The following is a 21,322-nucleotide window of genomic DNA, read 5'->3' on the forward strand; positions in this document are numbered from 1 at the left end:
TTTGATATTTAGAATTTTAAAGAAAAAGCTGCTGGGAAGTGAAAGTGAGAAGTAGTACATATGGAAAGCAGAGGGAGTTACATCATGAAGAAACTTTTATTAACAGTAATAGCAAGTATGTTGACTGTAAGCATGATAGGTTCGGAAAACGAAGCAGTTGCAGCCGCAAGTACTCCGAAGCAAGTAGAGGTATTGCTAAATACCGTTAAAATGAAGTTTCCAGATGCGAAGCCATTCCAGGATAGCCAAGGTAGTGTCATGGTTCCGATCCGCTTTGTATCTGAAGCGCTGGGTGCAAAAGTGACGTACTCCAAGGAAGGAAAAGTTTCTAAGGTTGGGATGGTCAGCAAAGATCATAAGGTAGATATGACGATCGGGCAGACTTCAGCCCTCGTCGATGGCCAGAAGAAAGACTATGGCACGCAAATCATTCTGAAGCATAACCGGACCTTTGTTCCCCTGCGTCTGGTGAGTGAAGGTCTTGGCCAGAAGGTAGAGTGGGATAAGATCGGTCGTTGGGTATGGATCGGGAACAAAGACTTCCGGAGTACAGATGATAAGGCGTTTAAGTTAACCAAGTTAAGTGATTTTAAAGCATATACACAAAGCATTGAATATTATAAAAACATAAAAAATGAAACTTACCCTGGCGTGAAGATCATCAAAGAGAGTGATTTACCCATCCAACTAGCGAATAGTCAAATAGTATATAGCATTGATTTGGTAAAAGGTCCTGGACGTAGCGGAGATGTGGTACAGATCAGAAGCAGTGTCAGAGGAAATCCTATCGCGTTCTTAGTAAAAAATAGTTTTGCAAAGGGGCGTCACGTGCTAGATGCGGCTTTTATAAATAATGGTGATAAAACAGGAATGAATAACTATCCAGTAGTAAGTAGCTTGGATCTCTTCCAATATGGAAAGTTCGTAGAGAATTATGATTACACGAAGTTCAAGCTTTCTTCAGCAGATTATATTCTTTTAAGAGATGGAGATTTGGACGAGTACGGTGTGGCCATCATCAATCCATTCAAATAAGGGCTATGTTTTGAATGAAAGAGATCATCAGTTCGACACTCCCCTATCGAATGGGGAGATGATCCGACTGTTCCCGAAATGGCCACCCTGCTTTTAATGAGCTATCTGCAGGTTGCCAAGAAGCAATGTACGTTCTTCCGGCACATGATCAACCGGCACTCGAGAAGAAACATGTTGAAGTAAGTAACCAGGATAACCGATAAATAAGGAGAGAACATAATTCATGAAAAAAATCTTAGTTACTCTTATTGCGGGACTGACCGCTGTACCACTAATAATGGGGGGTGCATCCATACAAACAGCCACATCGTTTAAAGACGTTCCAAGCAATCACTGGGCTAAAACATCCATTGATTCAGCGGTATCGAAAGGATACTTCAAAGGATATAGCAACGGGACATTCAAACCATCTGCTTCAGTTACACGTTCTGAATTTGCTTCGTTGCTTGCACGTGTGTCTAAAGCAGATCCCAACGTCGACAAATCCAATGTATTTAATGATTTATCCAATCATTGGAGCAAAAAGGAAGTTGATCGTGCAGTTTCTCTGGGATTCATAAATCCTGCAGACTATCCAAATGGTTTTAAACCAAATACTCCTATTACCCGCGAAGAAATGGCTAAGTGGATTAGTTCTGGATTAGCAACCGCCGACACTGACTTCAAAAAAGCATTGGAAGATACTAAAACAACGCTTGTACCAGTTAAGGAATCATTCTCTCCAGGAATTTCAGAAGCTAAAGCTCCATACATCTCAGTGGTTATCGGAACAGGCGTGATGACTGGATATCCAGATAACTCATTCGGGATGACCAAAACAACCACTCGCGCAGAAGCTTCTGTAATATTGCTGAGAATCGCAAATATGGAAGGTAAACAGGCTTCTTCATTTTCTGATCTGAATGAGATAAGAGCCGTTGGGATAACTAAGTCTAATTTGAGTCAAGTGACACCTTTTTCAACAGCAAATGATAAAACATATGCAGTGATTTCTGGGAAAACAAAAACATTAAAAAATGGTGCGGGTAAAGTAGTCTTGCATCGAACCATCTATATTAACACTACTAATTGGACAAAAAAAAAGAGCGTTTATGTACCGTTCTTTGTATCGGAAGAAAATAAAGATTTCTACAAAGAGTACACTAATGTTATTCCCGTATTCCATGAAATCACAATCTATCCTAAAGCGAAAAATTTTAGCTCTGATCATATTAGGACTGGATTGAGAACTGCATTGAGCGGACAAAGAATTACACCTTCTTCACTACCTGAAAAATATGGTTACCTGACGCTGCCAGCCTATAAATCAGAACAGTTCTTTGCAAAGTATAGTACTAGTTCAGGTGTGAAATTGTGGATCAAAGAAAACAAATACATAGATCAAGAAGGGTTAATTGGTATGTACTATATGGATGATGGATCTGCTTTGTCTCTATACAATAAACAAAATTAGGCGGTATTAATAAATATAACAAAAATAAGTTAAAGTTGAAGGAATAGATACACCTCGGCTCAAGAAGGTGATTATGAAATTTGGCAGGCCAATGGTGAATCTCCCATTAGCCGAGGAAATTCTATCTCGTTCTTAGTAAAGAATAGTTTTACAAAGGGGCGTCAGGTACTTGATGCGGCTTTATAAATAAAGATGATAAAACAGGAATGAATAACTATCCAGTAGTAAGTAGCTTGGAGCCCTTCCAATATGGAAAGTTCGTAGAGAACTATGATTACACGAAGTTCAAGCTTTCTTCGGCAGATTATGTTCTTTTGAGCGATGGCGATTTGGAAGATTACGCTGTAGCTATCATCAATCAAGTAAGTCGCAAAGATTGAATGAGAAAGACAATCAGTAGCTCGATACTGACTATTCGTTTAGCAAGATTTTTAAAAAGGGAAGATGAGGGGAGAAACACCATGAACGCAAGCAAACGCAGCAAGAACAACAGGCCGAATCGGGGGATCGGCCGGAGACCGGGGCGCAGGTGGGCAACCTGTTTGCTCGCCGCGGTCTTGGCACTAACGGTCGTTGTACCGATTTATCCGACAGAACGCGCATCGGCGGCATCGGCTACGACGGTCTTGCAAGGAGGATTCACGCAGGATCAACTTGACGGATTGGCTTATCTGAACGAGATTCGGGCGAAGGTCGGCGTAGGCCCATTGGAGCTGGATGCGAGATTGACGCAGGCGTCGCAGGCGCACGCGGCTTATTACAATACCACCCGCTTCGAAGGGCTGACGGCCCATCGGGAGGAGCCGGGTACGGTAGGATTTACGGGAGTGACGGCCGGAGAACGGGGCAAAGCAGCTGGATGGCCAAACACTTCGGTAGCTGAAGTCATGTCTTTTAATAATGCAACGACACGCGAAGCGATCGATTCCTGGCTAAGCACCGCTTATCATCGCAGGATTATATTGGATGATCAATATAAATCGGTCGGAATCGGGTTGCAAGGAGGTACTGCGGTTATGAACCCGGCCTTCGTGAAGTTCCAGAAGAAGGGCCCGGAAGCCAAAGTGTATCCATATGACGGTATGAAAGGAGCCGACGTTGGATTCTACGGATTCGAGAAGCCGAATCCGCTTGTCCGCTTCGGTGTTGAACACTCGGGTGGCATTATCTCGGCTACAGCAGGCTTCGCCATCGATTCGTTCGAAGCAAGTATCCTGGACTCACAGGGGCAAGAAGTCCCGTACAACAGCGAACTGCAAGGCGATACGGTGTTCTTTTATCCGAAGGACGTGCTGGACGGATACAGCGTCTATACAGTGAAGCTCAATTATACGCTGTATAAGGAGACGCAGCTTCACAGCAAGACATGGACGTTCACGACAGGAAAAGGGCGTACGATTCAAGGCTTATCCGCCCAATATGACGAACTAGTGCTGAATCCGGGAAACAAGTTGCCGATTCAGATTGTGGCCTCTTACGACGACGGCACGTTCGGGACCCCAAAAACGGCGGTTGCCTACTCCAGCAGTTCGCCTGCCGGTCTGAAAGTCTCGGCGGACGGCACGCTCGAAGGGGTTAAGCCCGGCAGTTACAAAGTGACGCTCAGCTCCGGGGCGGTGCGAGGGACGGTGCCGGTGCGGGTATTTGAGCGCCTCAAGAGCAAGAGCTATCCAGCAACTAATCCGACTAAGGTCAAAGATATCTCAGGACGCACCGATCAAGAGGCAATCGAGTGGGCGCTTCGTTCGGGCATCGTTGGAGCGGACGCAAACGGCAAATTCCGCCCGGAAGATTCCGTGAGCGAAGCGCAGTTCCTCATCATGCTGCTGCGTACCTACAAAGTCGATGACGAATCGTACGCTTCCAAGAAGAAGAAGCACTGGGCGGAAGGCGCCTATAAAGTGGCGACGGGCCGCAACCTGCTGCTGTTCAGTGCAAGTCCGGGCAAAAGCGACTTCCGGGACAAGCCAATTAACCGTTATCGCGCGGCTGGTCTGATCGCGTCGGCGGACGGCGTGAATTTCGATTTTTCGAATGCGGTGAACTACGTGCTGGCTCATAATTACATGCGCGGGACCGAAGGCAATCAGAGCTGGATGTTCGGTTCTAACGATATCGTTACTCGGGCACAGGCTGCAGGGATATTGATGCAATTGCAGTCCAGCATGAAGCAATTGGTCGGCGCACCAAAGTCGGTCACGTCCGAGAAGAAGTTACCTGAACATCTGTTTCCGGAAGTGTATATCAAACCAGCCCTCGGCAGCAAGACGTTGATCGTCGAATTCCACACGGACGGCACGCTGTCGGTGGAAGGACAATTCGCTGATCAGGCGAACAAGCAGTTGGAGATTCAGATTGATCAACACAAGGATAAAGTACAAAGCGGGAAGATGCTTGAGAAAACTCCAGTGCAGACCGATTCGTCGGGGCGATTCTCTATTTCATCCTCTGGTACGTATACCGATGCGCTCCTGAATGTCTATCTAAGAACGGAAGGAACGACCTATGCTATCAGTGTCAAAAGAGGTACTATGAACGCGTCGGATTATTCAAGCTAGGAAAAACATTACCCACAAACATGTTCGCAAACTCAATATCAAAAGGCGAAGCAGCCTCCGACCCCGTTCGGAGGCTGCTGAAGATAGGAATGTATGAAACAATCTTCCTGGATGCGTTGGAGCCTGATGACAGATCGACACAAGAGCTACTGCCCCAAAGTTTACCCATGCTCACAGATGAGCTCCTCACCCAACTTATACCACTTAGTTGGCGAGTTGCAGTAGATTGAGGGCCGCATCCCGATCCCGATCTGAAATCGCTGTGCTCTTTCTCTTGGGAAACCCCAAATTGTCAGCTCAGGATGGTTTGCAGCCGAGTTAAGTATTAACGTTACCAAACGTCATTCACCGGTGATTGCAGGAGGAGCTCTCTTATTCGAATCGAATTACCGAACCGGAGCAGAATCTTGTTTGACAATGTTTTTCTAGCTTTGCTCACAAGTATTCATAAGTCTCTCTACTTTGGGACGTCCATGAAACGACGCTTTCGTTGGTGGGCCGCAATCTCGACTTTATCCTCGATCTCGGCCTCATGGACCAGAGATCTACGAACAAATCATTGATGAAACCGGAACTGAGTAGGACAAAGTTCCAACCATAACCAGCTCAAAATCTTCGTGGTTTGTTACGAGCTTACCGGTGATTGTTTGCTCATCCAGCTGATTTGCATCTGGTATGAAAAGTAAGAGGGCCGTCTAGTATCGGTGGTTTGTCGACCTCGTTTATTTCTTTCATATGGATCAGTAATCCAATTCAAACGCTTAGGGGGCGAAGTTTTGCTTGTTTTCTTCGTTTTTGTTTCTGCTCCAAGTTTCAAGGGAAGAACGGTTGCTTGCATTCTGGACAATCTTTTTTACCAAAAGCTTGTGCACAAATACACATTTCTATTTAGTACTTTTTTCACATTCAATATATAAGTTGAAATTCCGATTAAATTAATTTAGGACGACTTATGAATTCTTAATACAAGGAGGTATATTGTGAAGAGTTCAGCGTTTACTTCTGAACAGTGGAGATAGAGATTACAACGTACGAAGTCACTCGAGTTCAAGGAAGCACTGATATTTAATGGACAAGTCCAATTGATCAGATCGAGGGAAAATTAGTATTATGTACAATCCAAACGACAGACATTACTGTGAAGATTCAAGCATAAATTATTGAATGGGGTTTTCTTTATGGCATTAACATTAGAGGCATCCGTACTTAAGGCAATTAGTAAAATTGATCTTAACTTGACTCCAATTGAAAAAGTAGAATCTAGAATGAAAATTAAAAGGAAAGCTGGACCAACGCTATTTTTTATAATTATATTTTTACTATTCTTTTATTTATCATTTAAGTTATTTAATCAGATGGTTAAACACAATGAAATTATGAATATTGTACAAAAATACATAGTGATTGGGATATGGGGATTAATAATTTTCGGAATCATCATTGTAGTTCTTCATCGTAAATGGGAACATAAGTTGCCACCACCAATATCAGTAGCTATCTGGATATTAATTCTTTTCTCCTATGTATTTATTAATGACTGGTTATTCTTTTATTACCTCTGGGAGCTAATTAGTAATGGTTGGTTTTCAATAGATCTTGTAAAGAGCATAATTCCTTTAACGATTTTTAATGGTATATTGTACGCTAATATTTATACACTTTACTTCTATTTCTTATCTGACTTTATTATCGAGATAGAACTAGCTAATCAAAAGAAATTTCAAGCGGACCTTACTGGAATTACAAAGTCAGGTGATTATGTAGTCCGGATCGAGAATAATATTGAAGGTGATGAGAGTTCAGAAGGGAACATCGAGATAATGTATGTTCGAGCTCAAATTTGCAGTATAAGAGTGATTGGTCAGAAGGTTAACTTTCCGGAAAATAAAATCACAAAATTCATTCACGATACTAATAGTAAACTTGAATATATTCTTTAATAAGTATTCTCGATAATATCATTTTAGTCCTAAACAAACGACTACTAGATGAAGGTTTGAAAGTAATTGACAAGAACATATTCACATTGAAGTCGCTATTTTGGTATTATCCCCTTTTAGTAGACAAGAGAAAATAGAAATCTGTTAAGATGGACTTAATCTTGCCTGAAGTGCCCCCCTTAGAATAGACATTGGAAAAACCTCTGGGTTTAGCCGATGAAATTCTAGGGGGGGCATTTTTTATGGCGATTAAAGGACAAAAGTTTAAAACGTATTCGGAGAAGATCAAACAAGGGGCCATTCGTCTGCATACGGTTGAGGTATGGACCTATCGAAAGATTAAGAAGCACTTGAATTATTTTCAGATGGAGAACCTATTGAAGATATTCCACTTCCTCAGAGAATAATGCCTCAATTGTTAACCCCTAATGGTAAAGCTTATTTAATTGAAGCGAATATTACTAGTTAACTGTATGAATAATCAAACAAAAAACTAATTGCATAAAGAATTAGGAATTGGTTTTTTGCTATGTGCAAGGAACTAAGGAGATAAATAGTCTCTGAAGGGGAATACAACTCTGAAAGCGTCATATGTTATCTGTCGAGGCAAGGAACATGGTACCATTTCCGATTAGATAAACATCTACGTGTAGAAGTGAGTCTCTTTTGAGCGATTAACAGATAATCGTATGATCAAGAGACTAGCTTCAACGCTAAGAGGTATTTTCACTGGAACTGTAATCCTATTTGAAATAGATAATTAAGTTCGTTACAAGCACTTTAGCAACGAAAAGGAAGCTGAATGTGATTTTGAATCAAGGGAGGAGAATATTCAAATATCGTACTGATTTCATGTTCTTGTTATTTAATTGGAAATTTTTAAGTATGTGTTTAATGTACTTCATATAATTTAGAAACATATGTGCTATAATAATAGCGCCAAACATGAATTTGACGCACTTTTATTTTAAATTGATTTTAATGTATGAAGTAGACTCATTATAGGCGAACTTTGCTCTTGAAAACGACCTTTTATTTCAATTAATAGTATTAAATAGATGTGCTTTTTTTTGAAATCGTTCAACGAGTATTTTCATCTAAATTAGTGTTTAAACGAGATCGGAGTGAGCGAAATGCGTAACCGATATGAACTCGAGGATTTATATAGCGAACAAATTCGGGCTTTTCGAATTTATCTAAAACAATCCGGATATACGGCATCAACCCAGAAAGAGTATATGAGAGAAAGCCTGATCTTTTTAAACTCGTTAAATGGATCGTCACCCCAAGATGCAGGGAAATTGCACATCATGGAATTTCTAAGTGATAAGCAGGATTCTGCTGGTGATAAGACTCGTAATCGATCTCTTTCTGCCATTCGAACATTCTATATGGCTCTGATTGATTTTGAACTTGCTTCAAAAAATCCGGCTGCTGAAGTAAAAAAGTCTAAAACCGAAAAAAATAAGAAACCGATCTATCTAGAGGAAGAGGATCTATCCGAGAGCCTTAAATATATTGAGGGACGCTATAAGAACAGGAACACTGCGATATTTTTACTAATGGCCTATTGTGGACTACGAGTAGGGGAAGTTCACAGGTTGAATTTAAAAGATTTGAAAAAAACTAGAGGAACGATTGAAGTGTTTGGGAAAGGTCGAAAGTGGAATGAGATACCTGTACCAGACGTATTACTGAAATATCTACTCAAGGTAGAAAAGGAGAGGATTTCTCCTTACAGGCTTCAAGAAGAAGCATTCTTTGTATCTCAGAAAGGGCGAAGACTCTCCATAAGGCAGATACAGAAAATCGTCAATCTCACATTTGAAGCATTCAAGAAAGGCAATTCAAATGTTAATGATATGAAACTTTCATGCCATAAATTAAGACATTCGTTCGCCACCATGTTACTGAAAAATGATGTAGATATACGCGTTGTAAAAGAACTGATGGGACATTCGTCGATTGAAACAACCATGATCTATACGCACGTAAATGATGATCAAAAGAAAAGAGCTATGGCAACCGTAAATGTTCCCTTGAACGCAATTGGCGAATACAACCCTTATGTTGGACAGGCATAAATAGGTAGATGCCTGCATGAAATTTGCTTTGAACGCTTTGATTTTTGGTATAATGGAAGTGATATAAAATGGAGTTGCTGTTATGGAATTGCTTGATCCCAGAGTAGATTTTGTCTTTAAACGTATCTTTGGCAGTGAAAATAATAAAGACGTATTACTTACCTTTCTGAATCGAGTCCTTACTGCAGTGGGAGATATACCACTTACAGAGATCATTTTAACAGGTGCGAATGCCAAGCTCACATGATTTCCCTGGGGGATTCGCACCTCGAATTTTGTCGAAAAGCTCTAATTCATGACCTCTTGGCAATGAAATATAGCACTAAAACTAGAGGTAATCAATGTATAGTAGTAGAAATGCTGAAAATACGTTAATATCTGTTTATGAAGCATAGTTATTACGTCACTTTTCGCTGTCGCACTCTGTATGGAGTGCGTGGATTGAAATATCGAAAAGCACGAGCGACCCGGTCGTGATCTTGAGTCGCACTCTGTATGGAGTGCGTGGATTGAAATCCTTTGAAGTTAATTAGCGATGAAGAAATACATGTCGCACTCTGTATGGAGTGCGCGGATTGAAATATCATCTAACAACATGTTGACTCTACCTCTACTTGTCGCACTCCGTTGGGGTACGTGGACTAAAATTGATTATCTTACTTGGGCAAGATCATTGTTCCATTCAAGGTCGCTATTACAGTGGCTTTTTTTGTTTTAAGGAACCGAGTTCTTGTCCCAAGCTGGGGACAAGATTGCTTCCTAATCCGAAATGGAAAAGAACATAGTGTCATTTCGGATTACTTATATATCTAAACAGTATTATGATGGAGATCATATGGTTAGATAACAGCACGTGAATATAGCCATTATTACCCGGTGATCATCACATTAATTACCATCTCCTTTGCTTAATAAGCCTTTATTTCAAGTATTGTTGGTAGTTGTAGAGAAAGCAGAATGAAGTAGACTACCCCCATCTTAAAATGATGATTAAGATGCGGAAAGATTTCTGGAGTAAGTCGATTCATATCATGTTGACAAATAAAAAATAATAAAATAGAATATTATCATATTGAAAGTATTAAAATGATAATCTTTAATGAGAGAATATATATTGTTTTCAAGTGTTATCTCCACTACTGGGACTATGATGTAAAAAAATATAAAGGGAGTGAAATAATTTTATGAATTCTGATAATTATGATTTCAAAAAGTACACTATCCAGAGTATTTCAGATTATATAAAAGTTATTAAGGAGATTAAAAGCTTAGAAAAAGAAGAGGTGTGGTTACGTGGGCAGTTTAAAGCTAGTAATCGGTTACTGCCTTCTGCTATGCGCGAAAAATATAGTCTATGTGACCAATTTGGTGAAAAAATACATCCTTCGGATGAAAAAGGCAGAGGAGAGACAGTAGCATTTTTGCCTTATCAGGCAATGCTTCGTGATTTTAAATCGCTTGCTATGGAGCAATTTGGGGAACTAATTAGAATTGAGCCAAAAAATGATCTCGAATGGCTTTTTTTAGCTCAACACTATGGAATACCAACTACTCTTTTAGATTGGACTACGGATCCATTAGTAGCTTTGTTTTTTGCAACACAAGGCACACCTGATCGATCTTTATATATCTCACCAAAGGAAGCAATCCAAGATTTTCATGATAATTCTTATACAGAATATGGGGCAGCTATTTACATCATAAATCCACAAAAAGTAAATGAGGAAACTTCTGAGGTAGTGTGGGAAAAAAATAATGAAAAAATGACAGATGTTCTCAATATTGCTGATGAAAAACATTATGGGATATTTAAAGCTTTCATTGATCAGTCAGATAACTATTTTAATTTCCCTCTTTGTACCTTAGGTGGAGAATTAGACCGTCGTATCTGCAGACAATCAGGAAACTTCACCATTCATGGAACTCAGGTAAGATCTTTAGATGATTATAATATCTTACGAAAATCCATGTATAAAATATTCATTCCTTACAAGTGCTTTAATGAAGTTAAAGAGGTCTTAGATACCTTAAATATAAACGAGACATCGATTTATGGTGATGGAAAACTTCAAAATTTAGTCAGAGGAATTAGTCAAAAGGGTAAAGAGGATTTTAATTCCGGATTATTGGATATATTAAGAACATACCAAAAATGAAAAGCAAACTATACAATCAGAAGTTAATCCATAATAAATATCGGCAAAAAGAGTTCATGGACATTGACAAAACTGAAAACAGAGCCAAGTCTCTAATAGAGACTTGGCTCTGTTTCAGTTTTTTTGGAAAGGCGTTAACTACCATTTCATTGACGGACGGGAGTATATGAGCATTTCATTCGTTCAGAAGAACGAAGTATTGAACACTATAAAGCAGAGAGTGGTCGTATCACTGATCCAAAATAATTATGAACTAAAGCAAATGGATAGCTGGCAGGCTAACCTTTCAATTTTACGAATTTCCCTTTTATAAACCATTCCCAATTACATAGTTAACCGTAGCTCTGTATATTCCTGATCGAGTACCAACCATCTGTCCTACTTGGATATTTCCGTCGCCGTCTTTGCTTACTACCTCTAACGTTTTAGGTAGGGTAAGATGATTTTCAATCCGATAATTATATGATCCCGATCCAAACCCTGGATCAGCACTAATTATAGTTTTACTTGCATTACTCAGTGTAATGCTTCCTGCATTAGGACCATAATTTGGATCTATTTCTTGACCGGATACGTGTGTAAGGTTTGTTGCTTGCAACATTACCGCAGAGGCAGGTAACTTGAGAACGATTGTTGCATTAGTTCCAGAAGGATCTACGAGCGGTCCACTCATGAAATCAGTTGAAGATACTTTTAACTTCCATCCTTTAGCTTCCCCAGTATTGTCTGTCACTGAAGCATTGCTTGAAGTCTGGCTAATCATTGTTTTATTGTAATCCAACTCCACATCATTAAATGTACCTGTTGATATGTAAAACTCAAGTTCTCCCCCGATAACTCCTACCTGAGTATCGCCTGATACCGGTACAGTGTTGGATGTTGAATTAACTTCGACGTTATCTATAAATAACTTATATGAGCCACCGTCTTGTGAAATGATTGAATCAAATCTAATTTTGAAATTAGTAGCGCCGGCAGGCGGCGTTGTTCTCAAAATGAAGTCGGAGTAACCTACTGTAGCTGATGTTACTGGACTGCTGGTTACTTCTCCTACCAATGAATCGGCATTATCGTAAAATGCGATTGAGTAGTTAAATCTTGCATCCGCTATATTTACGATTTTACTTTTAAACTTAAGAGTTAAACCTTGACCTTGTGCGATTGGATAACTATCGCTAATAACTCTAAGATTATCACCGGCCAAACTAGCACCATCTTCTGCTAAGATTTGGGCCTGACTTCCTTCAAATGGATCTTCACCAGTCACAGCGGCTTGTATAGATTGTGGCGTATTGCCGATGGTACCAAAAGACCAATTCGCTCCCGAACCCCCAACTGCAGGGCCCTCAAACCCTCCATTTTGAATTAAATTCGTTGCCGCAACTGCTTGACCTGACCCGATCAAAGACAGTGCCAATGTTGCTGATAAAAAGATGCTAGGTAACTTTTTTAACATGTTCTTCTGTCTCATCCTTTTTTCTTCTCCTTAATAGCAATATTATTATGACAATCATTAAAATAATAATGATTGATATAATCACGATGATCCAAATCCAGAACTCTTTAATGAATGCCCAAAACCCTAAATCGTAGGTATTCCCTACGTTATCAGCTTTGTCCATAGAGTTCATTAGATCTGAAGTGGTTACTTGGAAATCATATGTACCACTTAAAATTTCTTGGTCATACTGAACTAGGTACTCTAAAGAATACGTTCCAGGGATTAAAATATTGGGTATATTTAAATCGTAGAGACCTGTTGTTTCGACGTACACAGAATCCATTGTGTAAATCTCTTTAACGATTTCTGCACCATTCTTGTCCTTTAAGGTTAGAAGACCTTGAGGCTTCTCAAGAATAGTACCTTTATTGATGTGGGGAACCAAAACAGTTATCAATCCATTATTATTGATGATGTGAGTTAGCTGTCCTATTTCAATTTTTCGAACAGACTTTTCTAGATCAACATTCAATACGATCTGCAAAGGTAATTGAGTGTTAGAATTGGTTTGTGTGCGCATGCCAGTAGTTGCGGTTGCCTCTTCAGCAGGCGTGTATTCCTGAGACACTATCGCAGCAATGTATTGACCTGGCTTCGTATCTTTTGGGATTTTCACAGTGAATGTAAAAACCTTACTTTCCAAAGGTTTGAGATTTACGGTTTCAGGAGCTTCTTTTATCCATGTGCCAAATATAGATGGGGTAACATTCTTTAATGGGTATTTCCATCCTCCCCTCAAATCGGACAACACATCTGTTGGATATATCGTAAACTCCTTTTCATGCTCACTAATATTATTTACCTTCACTTTTACTTTCACTTCGTCTCCTGGTTTAACTGACTTCATAAACCAAGAAGAACTTTGAGAATTTTCAACCGTTGCTGTAAAAGAACTGATGCTAGTATTGGCATATATTTTGGTTGAATACATCGCAAAGGAAAGTATAATCATCAATGCGACTATTTTAATTTTATTCATTTGCATATCTCCTTCTGAGAGATATAGACATATGTATTTCCCCTCATAAATTGTCCACCTTGTAGTTTATTCCCCTTTTTTGCGCGCCTCTGTGCTTCACCGAGAATAAAATCTCGCTGGCCCTCTGTATCATCTGAAACGACCGTTCGATGAATAGCAAGAAAGCAATAAATTTGTGACTTTGGTGTTCTGGAATAGTTCGTCAACTTTATGTAAGAGACGCTCCGCAATATAGTTTTGCTTATGGATTCCTTCTAATTGATGACTATAAAGGGCCATTTAATTTTTGTCATTTGCTGAAGTATAGCTATTTACTTACGCATGCTTCTTAATATAGCGGGAGATTCCGCCATGAACTGCTGCTGTTCAGCAAATGATGGGACCCCGCTGCGTTTTGTTTTGGGTAAGCTTCTCATTAGTGATCCTCACTCCTTCTTTGAATAAGCCCTCACCATTTTAGTAAATAAGGACTGGAGCATCTCCCAGTTCATCATATCTAATCAATGGGTGAATCTCATCTCTGCCTATTACTTGAAACCATCGAAATAAAGAAGGATAGGAATCTCCTATACACCATGGCACTAATCAAGCAATAGTTCTGGTCTTTTGGTGTTCCATTCGTGTTAAGAGAAGGTGGCGAACGGAAACGGAACGTTTTTTTTCTCCCATTTGTCTCTTTGATACGTTCAATTATTTTATAGGCTTGCAGCATCCGTTTACGACCGAATGCCGTGGAAATTGTCCTAATAAAATTAATGAGACTTACATCAACCACCTTGACCTCGGGAAACTACCTCTCATCATAAACTGCAAGTACACTGACGCCATCGCCCTCTGATAAAAAATCATTCAAAGGTTTTTCCAATACAGCATACATCGAAAAGGATTGTATTTTATTCACAGTGCTTATTACCACATCACTTCCTTTTATTTGTAGAAATTTGTAGTCGAATCAAAGGGTTTACTAGGACAATATTACCACAAATATTTTTTATTTGACAACAAAACATCTGACTGTATAGTTATTTGATAATAATTTAGATGATTTTAAAGAATTGTTTCTAAAGTCCCAAATCCCATTGCACAAGGTTCAAGATATTAAATGATCAAAGACAGATCTGCATTTCTTTTGCTCTCGTATGACGAAATTCGAGCCATTCTACGCTTGACTCAGTGAGGACGTCCGTTTAAGCAACGAGTTAAGAAGATGCGCTTAGTGACTTGCATAATATTGTGGAGAGACTTAGAGATTATTTACCAGAGTGAAGTTTTGAGGAATCCTGAATAATCCAACATTAGTGACATGAAACTTTCATGGCACAAATTAAGGCACTCTTTCGCTACTATGTTACGGAAGAACGATGTAGATATACGCGTTGTGAAGGAACTAATGGGGCATTCTTCGATTGAAACAAACATGATTTATACATACGTTAATGATGAACAAAAGAAACGAGCTATGGCAACCGTAAATGTTCCCTTGAACGCAATTGGCGAAACAACCCTTATGCTGGCTAGGCATAAATAGGTTGATGCCTGAATGAAATTTGCTTTGAACGCTTTGATTTTTGGTATAATGGAAGTGTATATAGAATGGAGTTGCTGTTATGGAATTGCTTGATCCGAGAGTGGATTTTGTCTTCAAACGTATCTTTGGCAGTGAAAATAATAAAGACGTATTACTCGCATTTCTGAATCGAGTCCTTACTGAAGCAGGAGATCCACCACTTACAGAGATCATCCTCATGAATCCTTACACGGACAAAGATGACCCGCTCGATAAGCAATCCATCTTTGATGTTTATGCTAAAACTTCAGAGGGAAAACTGATTGATATTGAAATGCAGCTATTTAATAAGTACGATATTGAGAAAAGAACTTTATTTTATTGGAGTAAACGCTATTCCAGTCAACTTCATGAGGGAGAGAAGTACCAGGAGTTGAAAAAATGCGTCACCATTAATATCCTGAACTATGCTTTTTTAGCTAATGATGATTACCACAGTACATTTCATCTTCGAGAAGATCGGACTGGTTTAACCCTAATTGATGATATCGAGATTCATTTTCTGGAATTACCTAAGTTAGATGACGTTATTCCGTTACAAGGTGGTCTAGAGAACTGGTTGTTGTTTCTGAAGGGTGTGGATACTAGACATTGGGAGGTGCTGAAGATGAATGAACCAGGATTAGAGAAGGCTATGGATACCTTGCAATTTTTGAGCCAGGATTCCGAAGCGCGTCGCTTGTATGAAGCGCGTCAGAAATATTTGCATGATGAAGCGTCGATGCTAGAAGGAGCTCGGAAAGCGGGTATCACAGAAGTGGCCAAAAATATGTTGGATTTGAAATTGGATATATCAACGATTGCCAAGGCAACTGGATTGACTGAACAGGAAATCATTCAATTAAAGAGATAAATAGCTTTATTAAAGTCGCTAAATTAGCGACTTTTTTATAAGAAAGTATATCGTTTCTTTCCTTGCGAGTTGTGATGTATGGAAAGCAACAGGAATTCTCCTGTTAGGGATGGGACAGCTGTAATGTAGGTTAGAAAGTGTCTTATACTCAATCGATAGACATTGAATAGCCGATGATTGTTCTGGTCGAAGTGAGTATAGTACAGAGCATAACTGGGTAATTTTTAAAAAAATAATATCATTACTGTGTAGGAAGGGAAAAGGCCATGTTTGAAAAGATTGATGCTCTGCGTAAAGAAGTAGATACTAAACGACCACTTCAGCCAGATTTGATGAATATTATTACTCAAAAATTTCGTGAAGAATGGACATATCACTCTAACGCAATAGAGGGTAATACATTTACTTATAGAGAAACGGCATTTTTTCTAAGAGAAGGTTTAACTGTAAAAGGAAAATCACTCAGGGAACATCTCGAAATCGTGAATCATGCTGAGGCGATTGATTACTTACAGGAAGTAATCATAGATAGGGATATTACAGGACGTCTCATTAAAGATTTGCATGCGATTCTGTTCCAAGGGGTTAGAGACATAACCTTCTCTCCAGGTGACTATAAGAAGGAAGATAATCACGTATTGACGATCTCAGGTAAAATTCACCAGTATACACCGGCTATTCATGTTTCAGTAGAGATGGAAGAATTGATAAAATGGTACGATACTCAGAAGACGAAAATGCACTCTATAGAGTTAGCAGCACTATTTCATCACCGACTTGTGGCAATCCATCCTTTTACAGATGGGAATGGCAGAGTTAGTAGACTTGCTATGAACTTAATTTTAATGAAAAAGGGCTTTCCACCAGCAATCATACGAAACGAGAATCGTGAGGAGTATTACACAGCCTTAGAACAAGGTGATAAGGGGGATCTTCAGCCCATTATCGATCTCGTCGCAACAGAAGTGAAACATAATCTAGAGCTAATATTGTCAGTCTAAGTATTGAAATGCATCGTATGAATTTTGTTGAGATTTACACTCCCAGCAAAGTTTCATACGATGCTTTTTTATTTTGTGTCCATCCAGCCAGACCGTACATGATCGGGATCGGAATGCTGCCCACAATCTGCTGCAACTCGCCAACTAAATGGTAAACTTGAACCAGTTTGTTCTATTGACCAAGAAGCACCCCACCTCTTTGGTGGTGTGCAGTTGACGCTCAGAGAGTACCTTTAGAAAAATGAGTGATTTTTTTTCACAAATTACGAAAAGCTACTTTGCTATCAACCTTAAGACCTATAAATATATATTTCATAATACCTAATTATGTTATAATTCAAACGGTACAAATTTACTAAGGAGGACAAAATGGGAAAAACCATTCTATATGTTGTACTTGCAGTACTCGTCATCGCGGTCATTATTAAGTTTTTCTATCTTCTTGTAGCTGCTGCTTTAGGATACTGGGCATATAAGCAATTTAGGAAAAATCAAGAGACGAGTAGAAGACAAACTTTCACCTATGTCATCAGTGCATTTGCAGGTTTATTTCTCATTTTCTTTTTAGTTTCTTTATCGTCTGAGCCAGCGAATTCAACAGAGCAGGTAGCTGTGGTTGAAACTAAAAAAGAAATGAAGACCGAAACTGTGACATCTAGCGAAGCTGCTGAAGTTGTAGCGGCATCGAAGAAATCAGAATCCGCTGCTACAACAACTCAAGAAACCCAAGAGCAAATCAATAGGCTTCCGGCTACTTTGGTTGAAGTAACAGATGGAGACACCTTGAAAGTCAAGGTAGATGGTAAAGAGGAGAAGGTTCGCTTACTCCTTATTGACACACCAGAAACTGTCCATCCTGAGAAGGAGGAACAACCGTTTGGTAAAGATGCATCTAACTTTGTTAAGAAGCAGGTTGCAAAAGGGAATATCTCACTTGAATTAGATGTTTCTGAACGGGATAAGTACGGAAGATTGCTAGCCTATGTATGGATTGGCGATAAAATGCTGAATGAGCAGTTACTCGAATATGGATTAGCTCGTGTTGCTTACATATATCCACCGAATACGAAATATGTAGATCAATTTGAAGAAATCCAGAAGCAAGCACGTACAGAAGCTAAAGGAATATGGAGTATTGAGAATTATGTGCAGGATAATGGTTTTGTTAAACCTTTACATGAAATTAAAGAACCAATCGTTATTACTAAAGCGCCGAGTGTGGAAGAGAAAGTTGAAGTTAAAGTAAAGGAAGAATCAGCGGTAGCAGATGTGTATTACAAAAATTGTGATGCAGTTAGAGCTGCAGGAGCAGATCCGATTTATAAAGGGGAACCCGGATACAGCCGTAAACTAGATCGAGATGGCGATGGTATCGGCTGTGAAAGGTAAAGCGAGAGCTTCTCTCTGATGGAGTGCTTTTCTAAATTGGAGAGTGTAGAGGATATCTTTGTTGGACTGCTTACAAGTAATTTAAATTATTGAAGGGTTGTGTAGTTTTGAAAGGGATGTTTAAGAAGAAAAGTTTAGCTTTACCAATAATGATTGGCCTGATGACCGTTGTATTGTCAGCCTGCGGTAAGCCCATCACTGAAGAGCTGTATTCGGAGACTGTCTCACAAGATGTGAAAGAGAGCACTCAACTCACACAAGAAGAGAAAGATTATTACAGTAAAGCGGTTGAGTATGCAAACAGTGAAAGTACAGATCTTTCCACTAAAACAGTTAGTCAAATCATCTCTGGTGAAGAAGAAAGACAGCTGAAAATTGAGGAAGAAGAGAAGAAAAGGCAGGAAGAGATTAAACGAAAACAGGAAGAAGCTGAGAAGGAAAAACAAGCACAGTTAAAGCTTTTGGATGAGTCGATAAAAGTTAGTTTGATTAAGAAAAACGTAAAGTATAAGGATACGGATAAATGGATATTCAGCGACATTATCAATATGACACTTGACCTAAGTAATAATTCTGACATGGCCGTAAAGGGGTTTCAAGGGATCATTACATTCAAAGACATGTTTGATAATGAGATTAAATCACTTAACGTGAAGTACGATAATGTAATCACAGCAGGGGATTCAACTTCCTATGATGGTAGCGTTGAAGTGAATCAATTTATGGACGAAGATATCGAGCTTAGAGATACTCCGCTGGAAAAGATCACTGTAGAATTTAAAATGGACCAAATCATTTTCGATGACGGTACTACTGTAAAACGCAGTGAAGTTGAGTAATTATTATACTAGACTAAGTGCCCCCTGATAAAAGTGGTTTTTAATGAGAAAGAGAACTCATCACTTTGTACCGGGGGTTCTTCTGATTTATGCTAATTTGGAAATTTTTATTTGGAGGAATGTGGTGTGTTGAAGAAAAAACCATTGTATAGAAGACTAATAGGGATTATCTGTGCTTTTATTTTAATTCTTGTTGCGACAATATTCATCTCGCCCAAAGTCACGTTAGCAGCAACTGAACCAAAGTATCATGAGTGGGATAAGGAGCAGGAACATGTCGGCTTAAGCCAGCTATGGTTCACTGACCGAGCTGCTAATGGACGCATTCCCGTTCGTCAAAACTGGAGTTGGGGATTTATCAATTACCAGGGTAAGTTTGTAATTAAGCCACAGTTTCAATTAGCAAGAGATGCTTTTAACCAAGACGTAGCAGTCGTAAATAGAAACCAGTTAATAAACAGTAAGGGTAAAGTGATATTTCAAGACAAGAAGATCGAATACATCGGGTGGTTCGACGATGGACTAGCAATAGCGAAGAAAAGCGGAAAAATCGGATATCTGAATACCAAAGGAAAATTTGTTATACCGCCTACATATGAGGAAGGAACAAGTTTCTACAATCAAGCAGCGTTAGTGAAAAAGAATGGCAAGTGGGCACTAATCAATACCAAAGGGAAATTGCTGACGGCGTTTAACATAGAAGACATGGATTATGGGACACATTATCGTAAATCAGGGTTATTTCCTGTGAAAATAGATGGACTGTGGGGGAGCATGAATTATAAGGGCCAACTGGTCGTACCTGCAGAGTTCCAAGATCAAATAGAGTTTACAAGTAATACATTAGCTTGGGGCCTTCATCGGGACAACTACAGTGCAATTGTTCGTCAAGATGGCTTAGTTTTCCCTTTAGATAAATATTACCTTCGGTTGGGTGAACCACAAAATGGGCTTTGGAAAATTCAAGAAAGTGGCGAAGGAATCGTTGATGTATCCGGACATTTAGTCGTTGAACCTCTAGATGATCAAAAGGTCATTCTTTCAGGAGATGGTAGCTATGCTTTAAAAGATATGAAGGATCCATCCTCTAGATGGAAATTCTACAAGAAAGATCAGACGCCGTTGTTTGAGGGTGATTATACCGAGGTTGAAGCTTTTTCGGAAGGCCTTGCAGCAGTGAAAATCAATAAAAAATGGGGCTATGTTTCGAAAGAAGGAGACATCAGGCTAACTGCTCAGTACGAAGAAACCAAACCTTTTCAAAAGGGAAGTGCCATCGTTCGTAAGAACGGCAAGTATGGATTGATTGGGCAACGTGGTGAAGCAATTCTGCCCCTCAAATACGATGAAATTATACCACTTATCGAGCGTGATAATTATATGAATAACCGTATAGAGAAAATTACAACGAATAATCCATTATACCGTGTGAAACTGAAAAAGAACTATGGGATCGTGGACAGCCGCGGAAATATACTGATGGATGTGAAATACGAACATCTTGTCTTTGAACGTGCCGACTATTATCACGATATTGATCCGATCGGAACGATTCGTTATGCGGCCAAAGCCAGAGATGGTGCGATTACTACAGCTATCAATATTAAGACCGGTAAACGGATATTTCCTAAGTATGAATTTGTAAACTACCTTGGAGACGGCATGTATAGTGGGATTCTACTGGGAAATAACAAGAAGTATGTTATTTTTAATACAAAAGGGAAAGAAGTTTTCCGTTCAGGCATTGATGGTTAAACAGGTATTACCTACTCTTTGAACAAATGTATGCAAGGGTCAACAGCATGACACATTAGAGTCGCTATTTTAGCGACTTTTTTTGTTCCGATTGCCAATTATAAATCTCGACTCTGTAAAAGAGCTAAGCATGAACCAAAGACCGACAGATAAGTTACATCCCCTACAGTAATAGCTTAACGGGAAATGATATATAATATGTACAGAAGATA

General features: G+C 39.3%; 16 protein-coding genes and 1 pseudogene. 15 read left to right on the forward strand and 2 right to left on the reverse strand.

The genetic code is table 11. The features are described 5' to 3' along the window. Positions 1-84: 84 nt before the first annotated feature. The 9 genes and pseudogenes from NST38_RS31470 (at position 85) to NST38_RS31510 (ending at position 11,226) form a co-directional block, all read left to right on the forward strand. Complete coding sequence (locus NST38_RS31470; RefSeq protein WP_341344455.1) at positions 85-1,035, forward strand: stalk domain-containing protein; 951 nt, start codon at positions 85-87, stop codon at positions 1,033-1,035. 223 nt (positions 1,036-1,258) lie between these two features. Continuing rightward, a complete protein-coding gene (locus tag NST38_RS31475; RefSeq protein ID WP_341344456.1) occupies positions 1,259-2,488 on the forward strand; it encodes an S-layer homology domain-containing protein in 1,230 nt (409 codons plus the stop codon). A gap of 206 nt (positions 2,489-2,694) precedes the next feature. After that, positions 2,695-2,868 carry a hypothetical protein gene (locus NST38_RS31480; RefSeq protein ID WP_341344457.1) on the forward strand — a complete coding sequence of 58 codons (174 nt, stop codon included), beginning with the start codon at positions 2,695-2,697 and terminating at the stop codon, positions 2,866-2,868. An 81-nt stretch (positions 2,869-2,949) separates the two neighbouring features. Continuing rightward, positions 2,950-5,046, forward strand: coding sequence for a CAP and S-layer homology domain-containing protein (locus tag NST38_RS31485; RefSeq protein ID WP_341344458.1), 2,097 nt, complete (start codon positions 2,950-2,952; stop codon positions 5,044-5,046). 1,178 nt (positions 5,047-6,224) lie between these two features. Beyond that, positions 6,225-6,986, forward strand: a complete 762-nt coding sequence (locus tag NST38_RS31490) for a hypothetical protein (protein ID WP_341344459.1) — start codon at positions 6,225-6,227, stop codon at positions 6,984-6,986. A 242-nt stretch (positions 6,987-7,228) separates the two neighbouring features. Then, complete coding sequence (locus NST38_RS31495) at positions 7,229-7,393, forward strand: hypothetical protein (RefSeq protein WP_341344460.1); 165 nt, start codon at positions 7,229-7,231, stop codon at positions 7,391-7,393. A 726-nt stretch (positions 7,394-8,119) separates the two neighbouring features. Next, positions 8,120-9,070 (forward strand): tyrosine-type recombinase/integrase, encoded by a 951-nt coding sequence (locus tag NST38_RS31500; RefSeq protein WP_341344461.1) that lies wholly within the window; start codon positions 8,120-8,122, stop codon positions 9,068-9,070. A gap of 82 nt (positions 9,071-9,152) precedes the next feature. After that, a pseudogene (locus NST38_RS31505) lies at positions 9,153-9,290 on the forward strand (PD-(D/E)XK nuclease family transposase); the annotation flags it as partial. 964 nt (positions 9,291-10,254) lie between these two features. Continuing rightward, a complete protein-coding gene (locus NST38_RS31510; RefSeq protein ID WP_341344463.1) occupies positions 10,255-11,226 on the forward strand; it encodes an FRG domain-containing protein in 972 nt (323 codons plus the stop codon). 307 nt (positions 11,227-11,533) lie between these two features. On the opposite strand, the gene NST38_RS31515 is transcribed toward NST38_RS31510, so the two are convergent. Together NST38_RS31515 and NST38_RS31520 are read right to left on the reverse strand one after the other, a co-directional pair. Then, positions 11,534-12,697, reverse strand: coding sequence for a WxL domain-containing protein (locus NST38_RS31515; RefSeq protein ID WP_341344464.1), 1,164 nt, complete (start codon positions 12,695-12,697; stop codon positions 11,534-11,536). Next, on the reverse strand, positions 12,663-13,706 hold the full coding sequence (locus NST38_RS31520) for a WxL protein peptidoglycan domain-containing protein (RefSeq protein WP_341344465.1): 1,044 nt from the start codon (positions 13,704-13,706) through the stop codon (positions 12,663-12,665). Before NST38_RS31520 ends, NST38_RS31515 begins: the two co-directional genes overlap by 35 nt. Positions 13,707-15,009: 1,303 nt before the next feature. Here NST38_RS31520 and NST38_RS31525 point away from each other — a divergent pair. The 6 genes from NST38_RS31525 to NST38_RS31550 all read left to right on the forward strand — a co-directional run bounded on the left by NST38_RS31525 (position 15,010) and on the right by NST38_RS31550 (position 21,110). Next, entirely contained in the window at positions 15,010-15,234 is a 225-nt protein-coding gene (locus NST38_RS31525; protein ID WP_341344466.1) for a tyrosine-type recombinase/integrase, read from the forward strand. A gap of 79 nt (positions 15,235-15,313) precedes the next feature. Continuing rightward, the gene (locus NST38_RS31530; RefSeq protein WP_341344467.1) at positions 15,314-16,126 is read left to right on the forward strand and encodes an Rpn family recombination-promoting nuclease/putative transposase; all 813 of its coding nucleotides are present in this window, start codon (positions 15,314-15,316) and stop codon (positions 16,124-16,126) included. A 266-nt stretch (positions 16,127-16,392) separates the two neighbouring features. Further along, positions 16,393-17,127: a Fic family protein gene (locus tag NST38_RS31535; RefSeq protein WP_341344468.1), complete on the forward strand. Its 735-nt coding sequence runs from the start codon at positions 16,393-16,395 to the stop codon at positions 17,125-17,127. Between the two features lie 369 nt (positions 17,128-17,496). Continuing rightward, positions 17,497-18,516 (forward strand): thermonuclease family protein, encoded by a 1,020-nt coding sequence (locus tag NST38_RS31540; protein WP_341344469.1) that lies wholly within the window; start codon positions 17,497-17,499, stop codon positions 18,514-18,516. Between the two features lie 116 nt (positions 18,517-18,632). Then, positions 18,633-19,355, forward strand: coding sequence for a hypothetical protein (locus tag NST38_RS31545; protein ID WP_341344470.1), 723 nt, complete (start codon positions 18,633-18,635; stop codon positions 19,353-19,355). 129 nt (positions 19,356-19,484) lie between these two features. Next, positions 19,485-21,110, forward strand: coding sequence for a WG repeat-containing protein (locus tag NST38_RS31550; protein ID WP_341344471.1), 1,626 nt, complete (start codon positions 19,485-19,487; stop codon positions 21,108-21,110). The last annotated feature ends 212 nt before the right edge of the window (positions 21,111-21,322 follow it).

Origin of the sequence: Paenibacillus sp. FSL H8-0104 (assembly GCF_038050215.1) — a bacterium.
GTDB classification, from domain to species: Bacteria; Bacillota; Bacilli; order Paenibacillales; family Paenibacillaceae; genus Paenibacillus; species Paenibacillus amylolyticus.